Source organism: Pedobacter nototheniae (assembly GCF_032678625.1).
Lineage (GTDB): Bacteria > Bacteroidota > Bacteroidia > Sphingobacteriales > Sphingobacteriaceae > Pedobacter > Pedobacter nototheniae_A.
This window is the reverse complement of record NZ_JAVTSO010000002.1, coordinates 612,066-636,696: the sequence shown is the minus strand read 5'-3', so window position 1 is coordinate 636,696 and position 24,631 is coordinate 612,066. Positions and strand designations below refer to the sequence as shown.

Annotated in this window: 17 protein-coding genes; 5 read left to right on the top strand and 12 right to left on the bottom strand. The window is 36.4% G+C overall.

Annotated features, from left to right (window positions below):
* The first annotated feature begins 201 nt into the window (after window positions 1-201).
* Entirely contained in the window at window positions 202-552 is a 351-nt protein-coding gene (locus R2Q77_RS08420; protein ID WP_316803279.1) for a hypothetical protein, read from the top strand.
* A 503-nt stretch (window positions 553-1,055) separates the two neighbouring features.
* On the opposite strand, the gene R2Q77_RS08415 is transcribed toward R2Q77_RS08420, so the two are convergent.
* Window positions 1,056-1,268, bottom strand: a complete 213-nt coding sequence (locus R2Q77_RS08415) for a cold shock domain-containing protein (protein WP_316803278.1) — start codon at window positions 1,266-1,268, stop codon at window positions 1,056-1,058.
* A gap of 236 nt (window positions 1,269-1,504) precedes the next feature.
* Here R2Q77_RS08415 and R2Q77_RS08410 point away from each other — a divergent pair, with 236 nt between their 5' ends.
* The 3 genes from R2Q77_RS08410 to R2Q77_RS08400 all read left to right on the top strand — a co-directional run bounded on the left by R2Q77_RS08410 (window position 1,505) and on the right by R2Q77_RS08400 (window position 4,847).
* A complete protein-coding gene (locus R2Q77_RS08410) occupies window positions 1,505-2,179 on the top strand; it encodes a phosphatase PAP2 family protein (protein WP_316803277.1) in 675 nt (224 codons plus the stop codon).
* A 109-nt stretch (window positions 2,180-2,288) separates the two neighbouring features.
* Window positions 2,289-3,044 (top strand): class I SAM-dependent methyltransferase, encoded by a 756-nt coding sequence (locus R2Q77_RS08405; protein WP_316803276.1) that lies wholly within the window; start codon window positions 2,289-2,291, stop codon window positions 3,042-3,044.
* A 60-nt stretch (window positions 3,045-3,104) separates the two neighbouring features.
* Window positions 3,105-4,847, top strand: a complete 1,743-nt coding sequence (locus R2Q77_RS08400) for an ABC transporter ATP-binding protein (protein ID WP_316803275.1) — start codon at window positions 3,105-3,107, stop codon at window positions 4,845-4,847.
* Between the two features lie 96 nt (window positions 4,848-4,943).
* Here R2Q77_RS08400 and R2Q77_RS08395 read toward each other — a convergent pair whose 3' ends face one another.
* From R2Q77_RS08395 to R2Q77_RS08350, 10 genes are all read right to left on the bottom strand, one after another.
* Window positions 4,944-6,332, bottom strand: a complete 1,389-nt coding sequence (locus R2Q77_RS08395) for a hypothetical protein (RefSeq protein WP_316803274.1) — start codon at window positions 6,330-6,332, stop codon at window positions 4,944-4,946.
* Window positions 6,333-6,357: 25 nt separating this feature from the next.
* Window positions 6,358-9,177, bottom strand: a complete 2,820-nt coding sequence (locus R2Q77_RS08390) for a TonB-dependent receptor (RefSeq protein ID WP_316803273.1) — start codon at window positions 9,175-9,177, stop codon at window positions 6,358-6,360.
* A 108-nt stretch (window positions 9,178-9,285) separates the two neighbouring features.
* Window positions 9,286-10,626 carry a histidine-type phosphatase gene (locus tag R2Q77_RS08385; protein ID WP_316803272.1) on the bottom strand — a complete coding sequence of 447 codons (1,341 nt, stop codon included), beginning with the start codon at window positions 10,624-10,626 and terminating at the stop codon, window positions 9,286-9,288.
* Between the two features lie 90 nt (window positions 10,627-10,716).
* Window positions 10,717-11,325 carry a hypothetical protein gene (locus R2Q77_RS08380; protein ID WP_316803271.1) on the bottom strand — a complete coding sequence of 203 codons (609 nt, stop codon included), beginning with the start codon at window positions 11,323-11,325 and terminating at the stop codon, window positions 10,717-10,719.
* A 102-nt stretch (window positions 11,326-11,427) separates the two neighbouring features.
* On the bottom strand, window positions 11,428-13,920 hold the full coding sequence (locus R2Q77_RS08375) for a TonB-dependent receptor domain-containing protein (RefSeq protein ID WP_316803270.1): 2,493 nt from the start codon (window positions 13,918-13,920) through the stop codon (window positions 11,428-11,430).
* A gap of 218 nt (window positions 13,921-14,138) precedes the next feature.
* Window positions 14,139-15,350 (bottom strand): hypothetical protein, encoded by a 1,212-nt coding sequence (locus tag R2Q77_RS08370; RefSeq protein ID WP_316803269.1) that lies wholly within the window; start codon window positions 15,348-15,350, stop codon window positions 14,139-14,141.
* A gap of 23 nt (window positions 15,351-15,373) precedes the next feature.
* A complete protein-coding gene (locus R2Q77_RS08365) occupies window positions 15,374-17,761 on the bottom strand; it encodes a TonB-dependent receptor (protein WP_316803268.1) in 2,388 nt (795 codons plus the stop codon).
* Window positions 17,762-18,695: 934 nt separating this feature from the next.
* Window positions 18,696-19,931, bottom strand: coding sequence for a DUF4374 domain-containing protein (locus tag R2Q77_RS08360; protein ID WP_316803267.1), 1,236 nt, complete (start codon window positions 19,929-19,931; stop codon window positions 18,696-18,698).
* Window positions 19,921-20,568 (bottom strand): hypothetical protein, encoded by a 648-nt coding sequence (locus R2Q77_RS08355; protein ID WP_316803266.1) that lies wholly within the window; start codon window positions 20,566-20,568, stop codon window positions 19,921-19,923. Before R2Q77_RS08355 ends, R2Q77_RS08360 begins: the two co-directional genes overlap by 11 nt.
* Window positions 20,569-20,684: 116 nt before the next feature.
* Window positions 20,685-21,275: an HPP family protein gene (locus tag R2Q77_RS08350; RefSeq protein WP_316803265.1), complete on the bottom strand. Its 591-nt coding sequence runs from the start codon at window positions 21,273-21,275 to the stop codon at window positions 20,685-20,687.
* Window positions 21,276-21,415: 140 nt separating this feature from the next.
* On the opposite strand from R2Q77_RS08350, the gene R2Q77_RS08345 reads away from it, so the two are divergent.
* Window positions 21,416-22,150: a hypothetical protein gene (locus R2Q77_RS08345; RefSeq protein ID WP_316803264.1), complete on the top strand. Its 735-nt coding sequence runs from the start codon at window positions 21,416-21,418 to the stop codon at window positions 22,148-22,150.
* Window positions 22,151-22,231: 81 nt separating this feature from the next.
* Here R2Q77_RS08345 and R2Q77_RS08340 read toward each other — a convergent pair whose 3' ends face one another.
* Entirely contained in the window at window positions 22,232-24,445 is a 2,214-nt protein-coding gene (locus tag R2Q77_RS08340) for a B12-binding domain-containing radical SAM protein (RefSeq protein ID WP_316803263.1), read from the bottom strand.
* Window positions 24,446-24,631: the final 186 nt, after the last annotated feature.

Genomic DNA, 24,631 nt, shown 5'->3' with positions numbered 1-24,631 from the left:
CAGTGGTGTATTCTTTTCTAAAATTAATTTAAAATCTATAAATCACCTCATTAAATTTAAATTAATGCTTTGTAAAATTTATGTATTTAAATTCAAGACCTTGTTTTATAATAAATTGCTTTCTACATTTGTAGTGTAAAACAAATACGTTAACCTATTATTGAGCGTTCTATTGCTTTACATTCACATCATCCCATCTTTATGAAAAAGCTATCTCTCCTGTTATTTATTGTTTCTGCATCTTACTTTGCCAAAGGACAAACCTTAATTTTGTCAAAAGATGCTGCCCAATATATTGGAAAAACAGTAACCATTTGTGATTCTGTTTACAGCACTAAAGCTTTGGACAAAATAAATTTAATTAATCTTGGAGGTGCTTTCCCCAAGGAGTTAATTACAATTGTGGTAAATAAAGAAGATCAAAGCAAATTTCCTTCTGAACCGGCAAGCATGTTTTTAGGCAATAACATTTGCGTAACAGGAATTGTGACAGAGTTTAAGGGAAAAGCTCAGATTGTGGTTACTGAACCTAAACAGATCGTGGTTAAATAAAAAGACTCCGTTTTTCGGCTCCCTAAGTTTAAGCGTTTATTAACGTTTTGAAAATGGTGTTATACAAGGCTTTAAATCAAAAAAGCTAAGCAATAATTTCCGGACGCCTGAACATTTATTTAATCTTCAACTTAATTTAAAATTACCGATAAACGTATTAAGTAAATAACCAAAAATTGCCCAACCTTGTTCAGGTGGGCAGTTTTTGGTTGGAGAGAGCCTTAAATTTAAGGGAATGTCCCTCTAAAGGTATGATGTTAAAAATGGAGATTAAACTGTATGTAGCCTGGTAAGCTGGCAGGTGATGGAAACCTACCAACCGTCCAAGCTTAGATATCCTTATTATCCGGGCGAAAGATTAGAATTCCTTTTCAATTCTACTAATGCTTTATACAGATTACATAAAATCCGTGATAGATGAATATTTTCCCGTGACGAATATTCTGCGTATAAATTACTTTATAACACTTTTTTCCTTTAGAAAAACCTGCATAAACGATAATTTAAACCGGAGATAAAATTTTAATATTGAAGGCTTGTTTGCCTTTTGCTGTATTCGAAATTTCGTACTGTACGTGTAATCCTACTCTTAATTCTTTCTGTTCTCCTTCAATAATTTTTTCAGCGTCTGCAAAAATCATTTCTGTTCCATCTTCCGAGCTGATAAACCCAAATTCTCTGTTTGGATTATACCATTTTACTATTCCTTTTGGCATGCTTTAATCGTTAGGTAATTGATGTTTCCAGACAAAAGTCTATATTTTAAGATCGGAATATTTAATGGTTCTGACAGATAACACAAAATCCTTGACCGATAACCTCTTATCCGTTATTAAAAAAACAAGCCTTAATCTGTATTGCTTTAATTCAAAGGCTTCAAACGCATTAAAGTATTAAAGAACTTAGAAATTTTATAGCTTTGATTTTTGAATCTTCCTTAAAATCAACATCAATGCTATTAAAAAAGAATGTCTTAGCCGCCATATTTATCTTACTCATCATTGCTTTTACCACACTAAGCGTATTCATTGCCGCTCACCCGATTTTAAAATTTGACATTGAAATATCTTTATTTGTTCAAAAATATCATTCAAATTTTTTAGATAAAGTTATGTTAGCCATCAGCATTTTTGGTGAAATTCCTTTCTCTTTAATATCTGTTTTAATTGTAGCTGCAATTTTTTACTTTAAACGCTATAAAAGAGAGGCTTTATACATTGCACTCGTGCTGTTTTCGGGGTTAATTATTCTGGGTATAAAGAATGTGATTAACCGGCCACGGCCAACGGCTTTTTATGTTAGGTTGGTTGAAGTAAACCGATTTCAAAGCTACCCAAGCGGACACGTGCTTTCTTATGTTGTATTTTTTGGTTTCCTAATTATACTGATGAATACCTTAAAGGATATTCCGAGAACCACCCGATTAATTTTCACTTATCTTTCGGCATTTTTAATTATTACCATTTCTATTTCGCGTATTTATTTAGGTGCGCACTGGTTTACCGATACCCTGGGAGGATTTTTACTTGGCCTAATCTGTTTATTTCCACTTTGCTACTTTTATTTCAAAAATAAAAGGGCTTATTTCGCCAATCAGGTTTCAAGTTCTGCTTCAGAGGCCCGTTAGAAAGGTTATGTAAAGAATATGTAACAAGAATATAAAATTAGGGTTACGAAAAACTTTTGTAGGGCTTTTATGGTTAAACTTGTGGTTTACCAAAGCTCATTTTTAGATCATGAATTTGTCTTCCATAACCAGGTTTTCTAATCGTTCAAATGATTATCAAAAGTATCGCCCTTCTTATCCTGAAGTGGTTGTAACGTATTTAGAACAAACAATAGGTCTAAAAAAAGAACACCAGATTGCTGATATTGGCTCGGGTACAGGTATTTTTTCTTCTTTATTTATTAAACACGGCTATTCATTAAGCGCTATTGAACCCAATGAAGATATGCGTGCACATGCTGAAAACAGATTAGGGCATCACCATCATTTTGAAAGTATAAATGGAACTGCAGAGCATACGGGCTTAAACGATCAAAGTATAGATTTAATTACGGCTGCACAATCTTTCCATTGGTTTGATATTCCTAAAGCAAAAGAAGAATTTTACCGCATTGCAAAACCTGGTGCACACGCACTTTTAATCTGGAACATTTTGCAGGATAGAACTGATTTTTTAAAAGAATATCAGGCTTTGAAAAATAAATATGCACCTGATGTGGTTCATTCATATCGCGCCAATCCTGAAAATATTAAAGCTTTTTTTGAGCCGCATGAGCTTACCGTTCAAAATCTTTACCACAGTCAAACATTAGATAAAACATCTTTAAAGGGTTATTTGTTGTCTTTTTCAACAGTTCCTCTTGTTGGCCATCCGGATTACGATCCAATGATTGAAGCTTTAGATGTGCTGTTCGACAAGCATGAACAAAACGGACAGGTAAAAATGGAGTATGAAACCAGGTTATATCTTGCGCAGATTTCCTGAATGGGCTTAGGCTCCATTGCTTCCCCATAATTTCCCTATCTTTAAAAATAGCCTATCTTAATGAAAATATTGTGGAAGTATCTTAAACCTCACCGGGTTTTAATTTTTTTATCTTTACTACTTGCTGCTGCATCTCAGCTGCTCAACCTTCTTGATCCGGTCATATTTGGGAAAATTATTGACCAATATGCGACCAATAAAAATCACTTAACCGAAGGCGGGCTTATTAAAGAAGTACTTTCCTGGCTCCTGCTTGCGCTGGGTATAGCCGTAGTAGCCAAACTACTTAAATCTTTTCAGGAATATATTACCAGAAAAGCGGTCGCAAAATTTGGTATGAATATTTTTAATGACGGACTTAAGCAAACTTTAAGATTATCTTTCCAGGAGTTTGAAGAAAGCCGAAGCGGAACAACTTTAGCCGTATTGCAAAAGGTAAAAACTGATGCCGAACGCTTCATTAATTCGTTTATCAATGTTTTATTCTCCTCCTTGGTTGGCGTTAGTTTTCTACTTTGGTACAGTTTAAATAAAAACTGGCTTTTAGTACCTGTTTTCTTTGTTGGTGTTTTATTGTTAGGCTCGCTTACCGGTTTAGTTTCTAAAAAGATCAAGGCTATTCAACGATCTATTAACCGGCAAACAGATGCACAAGCTGGCGTTATTACCGAAAGTTTACGCAATATAGAACTGGTTAAAAGTTTGGGTTTAACTTTTTCTGAAATCAGAAGGCTGAATAAACAAACCCTCAAAATATTTGACCTTGAAATGCTGAAAGCCAAAAAAGTAAGCAAACTTTCTTTTCTGCAGGGCAATATGCTCAACTTGTTAAAACAATCGGTTTTATTCATTTTACTTTGGCTCATTTTCAGAAAGGTTTTAAGCACCGGCGAGTTAATTGCCATGCAATTTATATCAACAGCCATATTTACGCCTTTACAAGACTTGGGCAACATGATTATTCTGTACCGTGAAGCAGATGCATCATTAAATAGTTTTGACAGGTTGATGAATAAACCTGTTGAACAACGTCCTGATCATTCGGTTGAAATTGGCAAACTGGATGACTTAAAATTTAATCAAGTAATTTTCAGGCATCAAACGGCAGGTTATAATGCCATAGACGACATTTCTTTTGAGATTAAAACCGGACAAACAGTTGCTTTTGTTGGTCCTTCCGGCTCCGGAAAGTCAACTTTGGTTAAATTGCTTGTTGGTTTGTATGTACCTGTTAGTGGTGAAATTTATTTTAATGATGTAAGTTCAGTTAAAATAAGGTACAATCCACTGCGCCGGCAAATTGGCTTTGTTACGCAGGATACGCAATTATATGCGGGTACAATTAAAGATAATATGCTTTTTGTTAATCCAACAGCTACAGATGAAGAAATTAACGAAGCCTTAAGAAAAGCCTCTGCTACGGCATTAATTGCCAAAGCATCTCACGGAATACACACCATTTTGGGCGAAAACGGGATGAAGCTCTCCGGTGGAGAAAAGCAAAGACTTTCTATTGCAAGGGCACTGTTACGGCAGCCACGCCTGCTTATTTTTGATGAAGCAACATCTGCCCTGGATTCTTTAACGGAAGAAGAAATTACAGGTACTATACGCGAAATTTCGAACAGAAGGGAGCAAATGACCATCCTGATTGCGCACAGACTTTCTACTATTATGCATGCCGACACCATTTATGTACTTGAAAAAGGTAAAATTTCAGAAACGGGATCGCATGAGGAACTCCTGAAACAACAAGGTTTGTATTACTCTATGTGGCGCCAGCAAATTGGGGAGCGAAGGTAATCAGGCTGCCAATCCATTCTTCTAATTAGCAAAGTAGTAAAACAAGAAATGCTCCATGTGTAAAGATGGAGCATTTAATATATATGCCGCTAACGTTTAATGTTGATTACCAGCCCCATCAGACTGAAAGGCACCTAAATCACCACCCGGAGGTGTAATTGTTGCGCCAAAATTCCCTCCTGTTTTAACAACTGCCAGTGGAGCAAAATCTGTTTTACCTTTTCCTTTTACCGGAGAACCCGTTTGTAAATTAAAATTAGAGTTACCTATGGTTAACAAATAGGCTGGCTGTGCCGAAGCTGTAATCGGACCTGGGTTTGCAGTATAATCAAACTGTTCTAAATTATAGCTAAAAAACAGTGGATTTTTATCTTTTGCACTGGTGCTTTTAACATCTGCATTTTGTGTTAAGGCAGCACCGTCTGTGGCTAAAAACTGAGCCACAATTCCGGCTGTACTTCCATAATAAAACTGGTTGTTATATTTAATATTATCTCTATCAGCATCTGTTGTAATTCTTAAACCAAAACGGCAGTTGGCAATCAGGTTGTTGTAAATCAATCCTCGGGCCCCTTGCTCATAATTAATCGATCCACCGCGGCCGGTTTTAGTTTGGCGGAAACCACAATTTACCATGGTGTTATTGTACATATTTACATTACACTGAACTGTTGTACCTCCTGAATTAGAAGCTTTTAAAGCATTAGTGGCAGATCCAATTAACATGTTATAACCTAAATCGCCTACTGTTCCGCTTTTCATGTTAAAGCACTCTCCTCCTGCTTTACCGCAAAGCTCGAAAGTATTGCGCATTATGGCAATTTTACCGCCTACTGTTCTAATGCCATCATCGGCTGTACCATAAACCCAGCTATCTTCTAAAATAAAATCTTTAGTTATGTTTCCAAAGAAAATGGCATAACGTGCATCGCCATCTTTATAAATAGATTGATCGTTTCCATAAGAAGCTGCGCCTGCAAATTCTATATGTGTCCATTTAATAATTAAATCGCCACCTTTTGGATTTGGTTTTTCTACGGTTACAGGTGCAGGAATGGCTAAAATACCGCCCCAGCTTCCTTTAAATATATTATCGTATTTGCTGCTTGAAGCTTCTGTACGATAGGTCGCTGCATTTTGAACGGTTATATAGTTTGGTTTATCTTTCGTTCCTAAACTGATAAATGTACCATTTACAGTAATTTGAGGTGCCTTACCTTTTGTTCCATCGCCAAGCGCAATTAAAGTAACCCCGTTTTGCATTAAAAGTGTATCGCCGTCATTTATAACAATATCTTTATCAAAATAATAAGTTTTACCACTTTGCATAGTACCTTTAATACTTCCACCCGGTAAATTCTCTGAGGTAATTAATGCTCCCGACTGGACCACCGGTACAGATAACTTTACAACTTCATCTTTGTGGCAGGCGGCAAGGCTGATAACTAAACCAACAAGTACAAATGTTTTGAATAAATTTTTCATAATATCTTTTGCTTTTTATTGGTGATTATAATTTATAGCGTAAGCCAAGTAAATAGAATTGCTGATAAAGATCTTTACGGATAAATACATTTTTACCCACCACCTGATCTTCGACTTTTTGATTTACGGTTTCAGGGGTAATATTGTAAGGCCTCCTGATTTCCAGTTCTGATGGAGTGTTTAAAAGGTTATTGATTTTCATGTAGACCGAAAAACTTTTAAAAATTCTTTGCTCGGCTGATAAATCCACCTGTATAGATGCTTTTTGCCAGATATCATTGTTTAGGTAAGGCGATACTGTATTGATTCGCGCGCCTGTATAAACCGCAGCAATTTGCGCATCAAAACCAGATTTAATGTCTTTAAACAATAAGGATAAATTACCAATATGGTTAGACTGGCCTTGTAAAGGGCGGCTTTGCTCCTCTGTACGTTGTGTTAATGAAGTGGTTGCCGCATCTCTGTATAAAACAGTTTTTGTGGTCGTAATTTTTGAATTTGTATAGGTATAATTTACCCTGAAACCAAACTTGTTAATGTATTTGGTTGCATCAAATTCGAAACCAAAGTTTCTGGCGTTTCCAAAATTATTGGCTGAATAAAAAACAGATGTGCCCTGATTATATAAGGCATACTCGATGGGGTTTTTAATATTTTTATAAAAAACACCAACCAACAACTGGTCTAATTCTTTAGGAAACCACTCGTACCTGAAATCATAGTTATCAGCGGTGGCACGCTTAAGTGCCGGATTGCCTGTTTCTGTATAACCTTCATCTTCAGTAGCTACAGCATGAGGGATTAACTCGTAAAAACCAGGTCTGCTAATGGCTGAGTAATATGTTAAACGTAAATTTTGCTTATCGCTCAGTTTATACTTGAAATTTAATGAAGGCAATAAATCGCCATATTTTATAGAACCAATAGCACCAACCGTTTGATTGGGATCTGCTGCCGTTAACCAGCTTTGATCTGTATTTTCGTAACGTACTCCACCAATGGTTTGTAAATCGCCGATATCAAATTTAAACTGTGCATAGCCGGCTGCAATTTTTTCTTTAAAACTATAGTTTAAAGGATCGCCGGCAGTACCGCCTGTAGTTTGAACCATGAAAGTGTTTTTACTGATGTCGCCATCATATACTTGCGTGGTACTTCCTGCTAATTTTAAAGAATAATCGTCGTAATTACTTTTTCTGCTTTTATCACGATACATGCCACCGAAACTAAGCTCTACTTTCTTATCGCCTATTTTAGGGCTGTAAATAAAATTAAGATAACCCGTTTTATCTTCGTCGCTGTTTTTAGCCCAAACCCTTGATTGTGCTGCCCCCGTAGAGTTAAATAATGCCGGTTGTTGTACCACATTAATTACATTTCCATTGGCATCTAAAGATCCGGTTCTGCCAGTTACAATGGTTAATATGGTTCTGTCGGGCTGGTTAGCGGTAGCTTTTGCATAAACAGCAGACCAGTTCATTTTAAACTGATCACCAAATTTATGTTCGCCATGCAGGTTTGCGCTGTATATTTCCTGAACGGTACGGTTGCTTCTGTAGGTATTGGTTACACGTCCTGTACCTTTACCAATCCTACCCAGGTTTAAAGTTGTATCGCTGGCAAATCTAAATTCGTTTTGCCCCAGGTTCATGTAAGAAGCGGTAAGGTCTATTTTATGATCGTTGTTAAATTTGTAATCGAATTTTGTGTGTACAGCCGTACGCTCCTGTTGTGTACTGTACCTTCTGTTCTGCACACTTTTTAAAGCAGGTTCGTTGGTTGAGCGGTCTACATCTGTATCGTAAAAAATAGAGTTGGTTGAGCGAAAAGTATTCTGATAACTTAAAGCGCCCAATGCGCCAAATTTCTTATCGGCACTTCTTCCCCCAACGGTTAATCCAAATACAGATGATACAGGCGATTTTTTTGTACTATAACGAAGTGGTGCATTGGGGAAATCCGACATTTGCGCACTGTAATTTGCACCGTTGGCTATTCTTGGTGAAGACCTGGAGCTTTCACTATGATCGAATGCAGTGAAGTTGTTTAATCCGAAAGCACCGGCCAATCCTGCTGCTGCATTAGCTCTGATGGTAAAACGATCGGGTGCATCTTTTAAAACAAGGTTAATTCCACCACCAATGGCATCGCCTTCCTGACTTGGCAACAAGGATTTATAAACTTCCATACGATCTACAATATCGGCAGGAAAAATATCCAGGGGCACATACCGGTTTTTATTATCCGGACTTGGGATTTTAACACCGTTTACCAAAGTGTAATTATAACGTTTATCCATGCCTCGGATAATGGCGTACTGTCCTTCACCGTTGCTACTTCTTTCAATAGATACACCAGAAACCCTTTGTGTAACGTTGGCAATGGTTAAATCCGGAGATAGTTCAATTGATTTTGCAGAAACTGCATTTAAAATCTGATCTGATTTTCTTTCAATCTGTCGTGATTTTCGTTCAGAACCTTCATCACTTTTACCAGATACTTTTACTTCATCCAGCGCATTATCTTTCGATTCGATTTTTAAGTTAATGACTTTTGTCTCGCCACCATCAATAGAAAAATCTTTGTCTTCATCTTTATAGGAAATAAATTTGGCTTCAACTTCATATTTTCCTGATGGTACATTTTTAAAAACATAACTTCCATCAAAACCAGTACTAACGGAAACTTTAAACGTTTTCTTTTCGTTTTTTAAAGTTACAGTGGCACCAATCAGGGTTTCATTTGTTTTCTTATCAGAAATAATGCCCTTAACGGTATTGGTTTTTTGGGCAAATGTGGCAAAAGAAAAAAGGAGGATTATTAAGGATAGTAAACGTTTCTTCATGCGGGGTTTTATTTCCTGCAAAAAACGGCTCTCTATTTAAACTAAATCCTTACTATGGATTAATATATTGTTAACAATTTGTTTCCATGTTAAATTAAAACGGTCAAATTATTTAACATGGAGTAAATATTCATGCGCATTACCCTCCAGCTTATAACCGAACTTATTTAGTTTCTGCATGTAAAATTTACGCACGGCATTCCAGTTATAATACGGAAAAGTTTTTGTGCTTAAGCCATTAATGGCTACTTCTCTTTCGTTAAGCATAAATTTTACCAGGTAAATAGATTTATCCGCTCGTTTATAAAAAATCCATTGAATGTTAGAACTGAATGGAACTACTTCTTCCGCTTTCCAAACTTTATCAAAAGCCAAAATATTATGGGTTGCGGTAGAAGCGCCATTTAAATTTAAAATGGCTGCAAATGGTGCAATGGTTTCGGCATGTGCAAAACGTAAATCGGCTGTATATGGTTTCGATTGGATAAATGCATCCGTCGATTTGATAAAATCGGCTAATAAGGGTGCTGCAATTTTAACCTGTATACCATCATTATTTGTACCTGGTGCTTTTTTAAGATAATCTTCGGCATCATTTATTTTGCCCAGTTTTGTTAAATCACTTTGGGTAAAAAACGACTTCAGGTTAATGTCTTTTGCCGTTAAACCATTTGCTTTAATCTCTGCCGGAATTGCCGACAAAATGCCGTAAAAGCCATAAATATCATCGGTAAAATTGGCTCTATCCAGTTTATTAAGGGTTTTACAAAAATCTGCAGTAAAAAACTTAGAAGTAAAATTTGCAGTCAAAACTTCAATACCGAGGGCTTTTGTTAATTGATTATAGGTTTTTAACCATGAACCGTTTTCCTTAAATTCATCATAAGTTTTAGAAAAATCGTGAAACCTTAAATTGTCATCATCTGCATAATTAAACTTGACATCTTTAACGGCATTAACATCTTCTTTTTTTAAACCCTCTAAAAAAGCTTCTGCACTTTCTTTTGTCCTGCCTTTTTTTGTTGTGGCAACAAGTAATTTCACATCCGATTTAAACAATGTTTTTTGATTGAGGTATAACCTTTTGGCGATAAGTTCAAGTTCCTCAGCTCCAACTACAGAAATAGATTCAAGGTGTTTAATTTCTACTTTCTGCAGGTTTACAACCGCATTTTTTAACTGCTTTCCAAGACTGGATAATTCATTTAAACTATCGGCTTTGAAAAGGATTTTCCATGCGTAGGATTTAGCTACATCTTTGGTTAAGTGCCTTGCACCATGCCTTCCAACATAGTTTATATAGGCAACTTCGTATCCCTTAGGTACGGGTGCATATTTTTGCTGTAATGGTGTATAAAGTGTTTTGGTACCGAGCGCTAAACTATTTTTTTGTGCAAAGGCACACAGGAAACCAAAAGACAGCAATAATGTAGTAAAAATGTTTTTCATTCGTAGAGTTGTATCAGCTTATTTTGCCTGCCGAATGAACCAAAGCTACACCATTAATATTAAGAGAATGTTAAGAGATAAGTTAAGTCATTAGGAATTTAATATGCCTTTTACTAAAACTTTCCATTGGAGAATTGAAATACCTAAAAAACTTCCTGAAGCTACAATTACATTGCGGGCTTTATCTAATAATTTAGGTGTATCAACATTGGCCATTTCATTTCTGCCATGTACTTCAGCAGAAAGTTCATTCCCTTTTCTGGAAACGATAAATGTTGAGGTTGCATTGTGCTTAAAAAAATGAGCCGCATCATTTTCATTTGCGCCTGGCATAGCTGAAGGCCTTACGCGCATTAATAAAATATGCTGATCTAATTCATTTAGTACTTTTTCTTCTATATGCTCCACTTTAACCCAATCAAATCCTTCTCCTGCTGTACTTCCGGGTCCGGGTATATCAATTTTGATAAAATCACCAACCCAGGCAGGGCGGTTTACTTCTTTGCCATTCAAATCGGTAAGACAAAAAACACTGGCTTTTATTGTTGAAATTTTATGCCAGTCCATTACACATAGCAGGCGATTTTTAGCTACTTCATAAAATTCAGCAGCTTTTAAATCAACATCGAAAATTCGGTTTTCTACCGCATCTGTTTGTGCGCCCTCTACCTGTTTGGGGGTAAATTGTTCATTATCCATAGCTAATATGTTTAATGAACAATCCCTATTGGATAGCAATTGTTTTAAAAATTTAATAATTCCACTCACGCATCAAGGAGCCTTGTAAATGGAATTTCTTTATTATCCGCCACTCTTAACCCTGTTCTGAATATCCTCTGAACCTGATTTACGTTCTCTGCTGGCCATTTGTTTACCAAAACGATAAGAGAAAGATAAAATTACTCTTCTGCTATCCGCCATAATGTGGCTGTACATATCTATATTCTGGTAACGGGTAATTTGACGGTATTGGCTGGTTTGAAAAATGTCATTCACCAGGAGTTTAAAACTGCCTTTATCTTTCATTACCTGCTTTTGCATAGCAGCAGATATTGCATAATATGCTTTTTCTGTAGCGGTACCATAAACAGATTTAGAATTGTAAAAAGCATTTAGCTCAAAACTAAAACCTTTACCTGCTTTAAAAGCATTTTGGGTATTTGCACTATAGCTTAACTGGCGGTTTTTAAACGTACCCTGCCCTAAGTCTCCGCTATACTCGTTCATAAATAAATTGGCAAAATTGCTGGCTGTCCACCAGCTAAAATAATTAGTTTGCCCTGTAAAAGCTATCCCATAATTGGTTAGGCTATTTAAATTCTGCGGGCTTTCAAAAGTAGTATTGGTTGCGTCGTTTTGTCCGGTTAGCCAGGTAATTACATTCTTTGTTCTGCTATAATTAATAGATGCCGTATATTTTTGTTTAAAAATATGGTTTATCATAAAACTCTGTGTTAGTTCGGGCCTCAAATACGGATTTCCTTCATAGTAAAGCAAGGGGTCTCTGAATACGCGGAATGGATTAAGATCTCCATAATCAGGACGTTCAATTCGGCGGTTATATGCAATCTGCAACTGATGGTTTTCATTCAAGGGTTTATTCAACGTTAAGGTTGGAAACAGCTGGAAATAATCACGGTTAAAAACTGTTCCGGTAGTAACCTGATTACCTGTAGTTTTAGTATACTCTGCTCTTAAACCTGCCTGGATGCTAAATTCGGTAAAAGTTTGGTTTAGGTTAATGTAACCAGCATGGATTTCTTCCTTGTATTTAAAGTAATTACTGCTTGCCGCATCGTATGCCCAAATGCCTTTATTTAAAGATTGATACTGGAGGTTATTATCTGAATTTATAATGGAACTTTTTAAGCCGGTTTCCAGATTAAGTGCTTTATAAAAAATATCTTTATAATCTATTTTGGCAATGTAAACATTCGTTTTTGCCGGTACATAACCCTTTCTGCTGTTGCTTTCTCCAGCCGGGCTAATTGCAAATGGCAAAGTATAAGTATCTAAATTTAAATTGGAAGTAAAGCTGTTGCCCGCAAAATCTGCATCAGCAGAAAATTCGCGACCTGCCTTTTTAAACTTATGCAAATAATTTAGGTTGTAGCTTAGGTTTTGCCAGTTTTGTCTGTCATAATTTTTTGTAGACATATCTGTTATAACATTTCCTGCAAAATCGCTCAATATATTCCCGGTATGACTATCGTGAAGGTATTTACCTGTATTGCCATTTAATAAAAAACCAATGGTATTGGCTGTATCTAAATCAATATCAACTCCAAAACGGAAATTATGCGTATTTAAAGGTTCGTTTGTTTTGGTATGCTGGTTCGAAATCCTGTCATAATTACCAATTGCCTGTCCGCTGTTGTAAAAACGTCTTTCAAAATCCAGGTATTCCGTTTCACCACGATAAGCATAGTTATAGCTTCCAAAAACATTTACATTTTTATTTCTGTAATTTAAATTTATACCCGATCCGTAGCGGGCATTTCTGCCTGCACCGCCATTTACAGAAACTGAACCATTTAAACCATTTGCCTGATTTTTCTTAAAAATAATATTAATCATCCCCGCGTTGCCTGCTGCATCGTATTTAGCAGATGGGTTTGATAAAATCTCAATCTTTGAAATTGAAGCAGAATTGGTTCCTTTTAAAAGAATAGCCAGTTCTGCCGGGCTCAGATAAGTTAACTTCCCATTTATCATAACCGCAACGCCTGGTCTTCCTTTTAACGAGATTTTTCCTTCATCATCCACCTTAATGCCTGGCGCTCTTTCTAATAATTCAAGGGCTGTATTTCCTTCAGAGAGGATGCTGTTCTCTACATTTAAAACAGTGCGATCCAAACCTTGTTCAATAAGTCTTTTTTGTGCAGTTACCTGTACAGATGCCAAAACCTGAGCATCTTCTTTCAGGATAATCTTATCCATATTGTGTACTTGTTGCGTAGCAGAAAGGTGCAACAAAGCACTGTGATGAGTGGTAAAGCCCATGCTGCTGATTTTTATTTTATATTTTCCATGAGGCAAGGCAGAAAACATAAATACACCAGCAGAATCGCTCATGCTTCCTTTAAATAATTTATCATCCTCCTGGTGCAGCGCAACGGAAGCATAGGGAAGCGGCAATCCGTCTGCAGTAATTACCTTCCCCTTTACCGTTCCTTTACTTTGGGCAAAAACCGAATTTACTCCAGCAAATGCTATTGTTAAAATGAAAAAACAGGGCAGTAGGATTCTAACAACAGCTTGTTTAGCTGCTGTAAAGCATTTTATATATTTCATAAGGTTTAAGCTTTTAAAGGTTTCAGGTTTATATAAGCCTGATTGAATTTTTCGCCGGATATGGCCAACGTCACCTTTTTATGCAACTTGAAGGTGTTAATAAAGCTTCCCGGCTGACCTTTCGGTTAAACAGCCATGGAGAGCTTAGATTTTAAGCGCGCAATTGTTAAGTTATGCAGGCCTGAAACCTAAATTGAATATCAGGCCCGCAGTATAAATTATTTTAATTTTTCTAAACGGCTTAGCGCTGTAACACCTTCTAATTTCAGGCCTCTTTTTACGGCACCCGAGGTTACGTTATATTGATAAATATAAAAACCATCAGTGGTTTTAGCAGCTATATAAGCTACGCCTCCATCTACCAATACATTTTCTGAATAACCACCGCTAATGCTTTTAGGAATGTCTAATTTGGTTTTCGTTTGGTTTACCACATCAACAACATAATAATCTGTAATGTATTTGGTGCTGTAGGCAGAAGTTCCGTCGATTTGAGTTTTATCTAATACCTTAACGATGGCTTTGCCCGATCCAACATGATAAAGACCTAAAGCTTCTTCTTTGGTACGATCCGTTAGTTCATAAAAATAACTTGCATCAACTGCTGTAGCACCAGTCTTTACCCTGTAAATACCGAAAGGCTTATTAATCATTTTAGTAGACCAAATGGTTGGAGAGTTTAAGAAGTATGCAGTTGAATTATCGGTAAAAGCACCAGGTGCATGTAAAGTATAATGACTTGGATAATTAAAGCGGGTATCGGTAGTTACTGAAATGTTGTTCATTGCAGGGTAATCGATAGTGGCTAAATAACTTTCGTTAACAGAAATATCATCTGCATCTGCATTTTTAGTATAACTTATGTATAATTTATCGCCTACAAAAGTTGCGCTGTTGCCCCAATAGTAATAACCTGCATTTGGCACAGGAATGTTAATGTTTCCACTTGCTGTAAAAGCCATAGTTTCTACATTAAGTGTTGCATATTCGTATTGCTTACCGGCGTTTACGCTAAAGAAAACAAGGGTTTTATCGTCTTTCCAAAGGTAAAAGCTTGACCAGTAGGCCCAGGTTATTTTATTAAAAGGAATTTCTTTAACGATTGTATTTTTCTTATTATCGGAAGTAAATTTAACCAGGTTACCGGCAGCATTTGTTGCATAATAATAACCACCTTTTGTTGTAATAACAGTTAAATCTGTTGTTTCTACCCCATTTCCGGCGGTAGTTACACTACCCTCAGTTAAAGAAGCGGTATGTAAAATATAAGTACCTGCAGGTGTTCCGGCGCTTACCAACAGGCTATAATCTGTAGTGCCTGCCGGTGGTGTAGGTTCAGTATCTGTGCTACTTTTTTTGCAGGCAGAAAATCCGGCAACGAAAAGGACTAAAGCAGATAAAACGAATCGTTTTGAGTTTGTTTTTAACATGATTTGAATTTTATATAAGATTATTATTTAATGAAATATCGAAGCTTTACAAAGAATGAACGACCAGGTTTTTGTAACCTGAAATTATCGTAAGCCAACTCATTGGTTACATTCAGAGATTCTACAGAGATGTTATATTTTCCTTTTTCCATGGAATAAGAAAGTGCAACATTGTGGACCAATTGTGTAGGTATTTTATTTTTGGATTCTATACTTCCCCTACTCTCCCAGTTTAAGTAAAACCAGTTTACAAATTGTGCAGCATAGTTAAATTGCAAACGCGAATCTTTAGCAAACACATTGTTTTTACCAATACTTAAATTGGCATTGCTATAAAACCAGGGTTGGTTCGGTATTCTGTCACCATACGTAATGTCGGGGGTATTGCTTGTATCGAATTTTTGCTTGTTAACCGCATTTTGGTAAGTTGCATTAAGTGTAAATTCGAGCAAATCGCTGTAACCATACCTGATTTCGGCTTCAGCACCATTAATTTGTGCAGCACCAATATTATCATAATTGGAGAAAAATCCGCCTGAAGGAATGAAGTAAATGAAATCTTTAGCATTTCTAAAAAAGTAAGAACCTTCAACAGCAAATTTATGCTCGTTTAATTTATACGAGTAATATAAACCAACATTTACATTGTCGCTCAGTTCAGGTTTTAATTTATTGTTAGCGGATATATCTATACCGTTTCCAAAAAGTTCTTCGCCTTCCTGTAAACGATAAGCATGTTCATATGATGCTTTTAAACCAAAATCGTTGGTTAGCTTATAGCGCGATGCGATGCCGTAACCAAAATAGCCCTTATTGGTTTTAGAATCGGAGGTTAACCAGCCCTGATCCCGACCGAAATAAACCGCATCTCTTACAAAAGCATTAAAGTTATAGTATTTGGCAAACACGGAACTGGTTAGTTTTTTATCCAGCAAATCATTTTGCAATGCGAGGCCCACAATATTTTTATCTATTGTATTTGGAACATCAAATTTATTATTCTCTGCTTTTCCCAACGATTCAGTTGCCGTTCTGCCAAAATGGGTGTAGGTATAATTTAAATTTAAGCTGTTGTTATCGTTAAGCTGGTAGGCAAAGTTTGCCCTGGCAATGGCGTTTTTATTTTTGTAATGGTAGATGGTTTTAATACTATTCAATTCGCCCGATATAGGTTCGAACCTCACCTTGCCTCCCCATCCGTACCGGTAAGAAGAAGTGTCGGCAACCAAAGAACGGTTAATAGAATAAGAAGCCATAATACTGGTGCTTAAACCTTTCAAAAGGAAATCTCGTTTTTTATAAGCTATGGAAGGCATTAAGAAATTCTCCCTGTTGTTTAAACCACCATAAACAATATTCTGGTTTGCGCCCGTTTGGATTTCTTTATACAGATTTGAATACACCAAACCGAGGGTAATTTTATCCGCCCATGATTTTTCGGTTAAACCAATATTCAATTGCCCCATAGTAGAACGGTAAGCGTCGTGAAAACGACGGGCATCCTTTTCTACAGTTACATCACCTTCATTAACTTTAATAGCAGCATCGTATTTAGGGTTATTCCGCATCAGATAATCGTTATCAGAATAATTGTGAAAAGCATTCAAATCAAACATTAAACCTGTTTTTTTATCGGTATAGCGGCCCGATATTGCTGCACGACTGGTGTTAAAAGAACCATAACTGAAACTGGCGTCTAAATATTTCTTTGTATGCTGATCGGTTACGATATTGACTGCCCCGCCCAGTGCATCAGCGCCAAGTTCTACCGGCACTACACCTTTATAAACCTCTATACGCTCGGCCAGATTAACCGGAATATTGTTTAAAGACATTGCACTTCCAAAGCCTTCCATCGGAACGCCATCTAAAAAAAACCTTACTTGTTTACCCGAAAGTCCATTTAAAGAAAATTTAAAATCAGATCCCAATCCACCTTGTTCCCTGATTTTGACCCCTGTACTCCTGTTTAAAATCTGGTTCAAATCAGATGTCATGTTTACATAAAGTTTAGTTTCTATGCCGGTTACCGCAAAGCCTGATTCTTTAAGTTTGGCTGTTTTGGTTTTTCCGTTTATGGCAACTGTATTTAAATCGTGTAGGCTTTTTTTAAGTACAACATTAACGTTAAACTGCTCTCCGCTTTTTAAAGAGACTTGTTGTACTTTACTCGCCAAGCCGACGTACGAAACCACCAGTGTATAGGTTCCGGCTTTAAGATTGGTTAATTGAAAGAAACCATTTTCATCGGTTGTAGTACCAATTTTTGTATTTTTAAGGATTACGGATGCACCAGCAATCACATCGGTGCTGTCGGATATTTTTCCCGAAATTTTTGCATTTTGCTGGGCAGATGCTGTAAAAATTATACTCGAGAAAAACAGAAATAAAAGAATTTTTGGGCTAAACATTGTTTAAACTATAGTGTGTTTATAATGAAGTAGCACAACTCCGGTTTTCCCGAAGGTGGAAAATAAAAAAAATGAAAATATTTTTTTTAACCTAAAAAAATCTTCTTTTGTCAGGCTGTATTTCAAGCATGTTCCTGATTACTTAATACCTCACACTGAATTTATTTCAGGGTCCTCCTGCTAAAAGATGCTTAGTTAGGGGATGATTTTCTAAATCAATACCGAACTCAGTCACCCGTCTTTTCGAGTGGAGCGCAGCGAAATGGAGAAATCTGTATGTTGGTTTTTAAAGATTTCTCGACTGCACTCGAAATGACGAATTGATCGATTAAAGTTAGATTGTATATAAGGTTAATTTGTATAAATTAATACCGAACTCAGTTGCCCATCCTTTCGACTGGAGCGCAGCGAAATGGAGAAATCTGTATGTTGGTTTTTAAAGATTTCTCGACTGCGCTCGAAATGACGAATTGATCGATTAAAGTTAGATTGTATATAAGGTTAATTTGTATAAATTAACACCGAACTCAGTCACCCGTTTTTTCGACTGGAGCGCAGCGAAATGGAGAAATCTGTAAGTTGGTTTTTAAAGATTTCTCGACTGCGCTCGAAATGACGAATTGATCGATTAAAGTTAGATTGTATATAAGGTTAATTTGTATAAATTAACACCGAACTCAGTTGCCCGTCCTTTCGACTGGAGCGCAGCGAAATGGAGAAATCTGTATGCTGGTTTTAAAGATTTCTCGACTGCGCTCGAAATGACGAATTTACCGACCAAATTTTCTTTAATCCTACTTCAAGTATGTTCTTGATTACTTAATACGTCACCCTGAATTTATTTCAGGGTCTTCCTGCTAAAAGATGCTGAAATGAATTCAGCAGGGCGATGAGCGAATTCGGATTTATAAATTGGAAATCGAAAAGAGAATCCTTAAAGCTTATCCATTCTAAGAATAAAATCAGTATCACCTCCAAATTGAAGTCCTTTGGTTAGTGCGCCGGTTTTAATGTTGTACTGCCAGATGTAATTCCCCTCTTTTGTAGAGTTAACCGCAATATTCGCAATTCCATTTTCAACTATTACACATTCCCTTCTGGTACCTTTATCCAGTGGTAAATTGAGTTTTTTAATTGCTTTAGTTTTTAGATTAATTACGTAAAACTCAAAATGAGCAGTGCTGTAATGATCGCCTAAGCCTTTAAATAAATCTTTACGTTCAGAACGGATAATCGCTTCATCTCCAACTAAGTACCACATGCCATAAGCATGATTTTTAATAGCAGATGCTGAAATATTAAAAAAATATGCCGGATCAATTCCGGTGGCTCCTGCTTTAATACGGAAAATACCGGTTGGAATTTCAGGGCGGTTACCCAGCGCAATGCCAGGACATGACATAAAATAATAGTCGCCCCTGCCATCATCAAAAGTATAAGATTGTACTGTATTTATTCCACCCGGATAAGTAGACCTCGTATCGCGTTCGGTTTTCAGCAATTTCATTTCAGGATAGCTTAACGTAGAAACATAAAGGGTATCGCTGGTTACATAATTAGAAGTACCTACCACCATGTGGTAAGTATAACCCACAAATATTTTTTGATTCCGTTTTTCAACTAAACCGATAGACATGGAAGTATATTTCCCTGAAGGTCTTGGAATATCAACCAATCCCTGGTCGATTATTTTCATATCCCCGGTTTTAATAAGTACAAATTTGGGCTGATTGTATAATTTTTCATTTAAACCCGTAAGTAAAAGCGTATCGCCATTTAACCAGGTAAAATTCTCTATGGAAAAGTCTTCAATTTTTAAATCCGTAATCTTTTTAAATTCTCCATGTTCAACCTTAAACTTTGAAAACAAAGAGGTTTTTCTGTTCAGGTGGTAATATTGTCCATTTTTAACAAAAACATCACGATCCATATCATTGCCATCCAAGGCTGCACCCACCACTTCTGGTTTTATTTCGCCGATGGTTAAGCTGTTGGTTTGAATCACGTATTCTTTGCCTTCTTTCCCTAAAATATAGAAACTGTATTTTGCAGGTTTGAGATCGGAATCGTTAGAATTGACACAACTTTGCAAAGTACCAAATAGCAAAGCAAAACCAAGCGCAAAAAGTGCCAACCGGAAAATGTAAAATGTATTTTTTTTAAATGTCAAACTGAGTAGAAATTTGTTTTTGTATAACGGGAGGTAAATCAAGCAGATTTTTTTCACTTACAACAACAATACCCTGGTTGCCGGATTTATTATCTAAAATGATATAAGTTTGTCCTTTTTTTAAGATTACTTTTTTATTTGTGCCTTCAAAAAGCAATTCTATATCTTTCTTTGGCGAAATTAAAATGCTGCCGCTTAAATCAATTATACCAGCCTCGCCATTTATTTTAGCAATGGTATTGGGGCCAACAGAAATATCATACCCGCTGGAATTTACATTTTTGACTTGTGAAAGCGAAGTATTATTAATGGAAACATACTCCATATCTCCGGGGGATTTCAAGAAAAAGAAATAAACCAGCGAAGCCGTTACCGCAATGAACAGTGAGGCTGCAATAGCCCCCTTCCACATAAAGAAACCTGGGCTTCTTAGCTTTACGATTTCTTTTTCTTCAGGCATTATCGTTTCAATATTTGCCCACATTTCTGCTTTATGTTTAAGCTTATCTTCTGCCGGAGGCAGTTCAGCCAGTTCATCGGTATCGGTATTAAAAAGCCATTCTTCTACCTGCCTGCGCTCTTCAGGCGTGCAGGTATTTAAATGATATCGCTCTAATAACGCTTCGTTGATGTTCATCCTGTTTTGTAGTTGCCCGATCCTGATTTTTAATGAAACGCAAATCTAATCAAAAATCTGTCTTTAAATATAAGTAGCGCAAACCTATTTTTTCCGTAAGTCCAACCTCAAAATAATTAAATATTTTTTCTATACCTGCGTTTCCACACTTTATACCAGTCTTTATTTTTAGGATAACTTCTATGCGAGGTGGCATTATTACAAAGTATGGCCACCAAAACTAAAATTATAACACCCGATAAAACCGGACTTAAAACATACATATAACCTAATGCCTGTATTTTTGGGGAGCTTAAATTGGCAATTAATGCTGTAGCGCCTCCAGGCGGATGGAGCGTTTTGGTTATTTGCATAAACACAATGGAGAGCGAAACCGATAATGCCGAACTTAACCAAAGTTCGCCGGGAATGAGTTTATAGATGGTAACCCCTACCAACGCTGATACCACATGGCCGCCAATTACATTGCGGGGTTGCGCCAGCGGACTATTAATTAAACCATAAATTAACACGGACGATGCGCCAAAAGAGCCAATCAGAAAAAGATTTTCGTAAGCAGTAAAATATTTACTGTTTAAAAAACCTATGATTCCTATCCCTAAAAAAGAACCGATAAAAGTCCATAAATGCTCCTTAACATCTATTAGAGTTTCTTTATAAAAGATGTATTTCGCCTTGCGGTAGTGCCTTCTGATGTGTTTTTTCAATGCAAATAATTTTTATGCATAATTACGACTTAAATTTTAGAGTATCCATTGCGTGTAGGAAATTGACAAAATTGAAATCTTTTAATTTGAAATTAATCACAATAACCCTATTTTAGAATAAATTATCTCAACGCTTAATCATGAAAAAAATCCTATTAGTACTGGGGCTAAGCATTAGCCTTATGTGTACATTAACCGCTTTAAAAGCACAAGAAACCTACTATCCTGGTTACGCCGTATTAAATGATGGAAGCCGCGTAAGTGGCAAAATCAGCTACTATGCAGATGCGCCATGGTTTAACCAACGTTACATTTTATTAAAAGATTCTGCTTCACTTGCAGAAAGTAAAAGCGATAATGTAAAGCCAAAAAGATACCGTGTGGACGATTTAAAATCGTATCAAACAGGCGATCGCAAATTTGAAAAGGTTCATTTCGTTGATAATCAAAACCTGCAAATAAAAAGTCTGGGTTCAAACGATCACATGCTGGAGAAACTTTCTGGTGGTAGAATAGATGTTTACCGCTTCTATAGCTATCCTAAAGATTTTGATATTTATTATGGTGATTACCGTGAAAAAATGGCTAAAGACCAGAAGGAGTTAATGAATGGCTGGAAAATGCTTAGCCAGAAAGATAACGACAAATTGGAAAATGCTTTCGACTATGATTTACAAAAATACTTTGCAGATACACCAGAGGTATTAAAAAAATATCAAAATGGCGAATATGGGAACGAACCTGTTTCAACTAAAAAAGGACTTGCTGCCAAAATGATCGGTTTAGCTAAAAAAGCCGCCTTAATGCCTATGCAGTATGAAACATTGGTTGCCGCCTTTAATGATTACAATCAGAAAAATCCAGTTAAAAAATAAACTGTTTTTATAAAGAGTTTTAGTCGCCGTCATCTCAAATTTATTTTTGGGATGATGGCATTGCACTTCTCTAAATGCTGCTTATAAAATAAGTAAGCCTGAATCTCTTAAAACATTGACAGGTTTTGAATACCAAAACAATTCGAAATCTTGAAAACTATTTTCAAAATCTGTTTTAATTTCCAAAAAAGTATAAACCTTATCATTTGAGATGGAAACCTTCTCCAGCATGGAAGCCAGCCAAACACCCTCTGTTTTATTGGTTTGAATGGTAAAGCTATCTTTCTTATTCTGAAAAGTTAAAGCTGCCATTTCCCACGAATTACCTTTTTTAGATTTAGTAAAATACTCCGTTTCGGGCTTGCCACCTAACCAAACAACTTTAGCTGTTGGTTTTGTATTAAAACTACCATCATCATTTAAAGCCTTTTCAATAAAATCTGCCGGAATTTTTGTTCTGGGAATTTTAAAATCGAACCAATCCTGCAACTCATAATCAAAACAGATTCCATGCATAAAATTGAAAAGAGATTTTTTTAAACCGTAGCTAAATTTGTTATGGTCAATACCTGTTTTATCGGTGTAGTTAATGTCGTTATTGGCAAAAGTACCAATTGCCTCAGTTTCTTTAACCACGCCAAACTTTTCAGGATACAGCCCAACGGGGCTATGTGCTGTCATGGCAAACTGGTGCCAAAATCCGGACTGTAAAATACCCATTTCAAAAAGCTGACGCACCATTTCCAAACTATCCACCGTTTCCTGGATGGTTTGCGTTGGGTAGCCATACATCAGGTAAGCGTGTACCATAATTCCGGCTTCAGTAAAATTACGGGTAACTTTTGCAACCTGCTCTACTGTAACCCCCTTATCAATTAATTTTAACAACCGATCTGATGCGACTTCCAAACCACCCGAAACCGCAATACAGCCAGATGCTTTCAGCAATACACACAAATCTTGTGTAAAACTCTTTTCAAAACGAATGTTTGTCCACCAGGTTACGGCAAGTTTTCTCCTGATAATTTCTAAAGCTACCTCACGCATCAACGCGGGTGGTGCAGCTTCGTCAACAAAATGAAAACCATTTTGCCCCGTTTTTTCAGCCAGTTCTTCAATCCGGTCTACCACCAGTTTGGCTGCAACAGGCTCATATACTTTAATGTAATCTAAAGAAATATCGCAAAATGTACACTTTCCCCAATAACAACCATGGGCCATGGTTAACTTATTCCATCGTCCATCGCTCCACATCCGGTGCATTGGGTTTACAATTTCAATAACGGAAATGTAGTGGTCAAGTTTTAAATCCGAATAATCAGGTGTTCCAACGTTTGATTGTTTGTAATCCTGTCTTAGGGCGTCGTTTCGATAAGCAACTTCGCCGTTTTCCAATAAAAAAGTACGCTTAAACATTTGCATTTCTGCAGGCACCGACTCGCTTATATTTTGGATCAATAATTCAATCGGAAGTTCACCATCATCTAAAGTAATGTAATCAAAAAACTCAAAAACACGTTTATCAGACAGCGAACGTAACTCTGTATTTGGAAAACCACCACCCATAGAAATCTTAATTTCGGGATGATGTTTTTTAACCCACTGTGCAGAGCGGAAAGCGCTGTATAAATTACCTGGAAAAGGAACAGAAATTAAAAATAACTTAGGCTCAATGGCTTCGATCTTTTGTTTTAAAATTTCAACCAGAATTTCATCAATATAGGTAAGCTCCCTTTGCAAAGCACTATACAATTCATCAAAAGAGTTTGCACTTCTGCCCAAACGTTCTGCATAACGGCTAAAGCCAAAATTTTCATCAACACATTCTACAATGAAATCTGAAATATCCTCCAAATATAAAGTAGCTAAGTGTTTTGCTTTATCCTGCGTACCCATTGCACCAAAAGCCCAGTCTAATTCTTCGAGTTGCGAAAACCTTGAAGCTTCGGGTAAAAAATCATCCCCGCATATTTGCAAAGCTAAAGTTGGATTTCGGCCTTGTAGAAAATCAATTACAGAATTTATCGTTTTTAAATACTCATCTTTTAAAGCTAAAATCCGTTTGGAATTGGCAGATATTGACCCCAGGTTTTCTGCATTTTTTTCTACCACATGGGTAAACAAATTTTGCAGTCCCGATTTTGAAAATAAAGCCAATATTACTTCAATACCCAAATCTGCCTGTGTGGAGCTTATATTTTTAGTATTTAAAAAACCTTTTATATACGCCGTTGCCGGATATGGAGTATTCAGTTGGGTAAATGGCGGTGTAATAAGAAAAAGGTCTGTTTTCAAAAGAAAATATTTAAAAATGCAAATTAAGCGATTTTAAAGATTAATTGGGTTATTAAAAGCAGAAGCTAACATTCATATGTTCTTTTAACAAAGCCGGGTTACCGTAATTTGCGTCAAATTATGCCACATTAAACGTTCGTACAAGCATAAATACAATTAATGCCCTTGCAAAGCGTTTAAACAGAA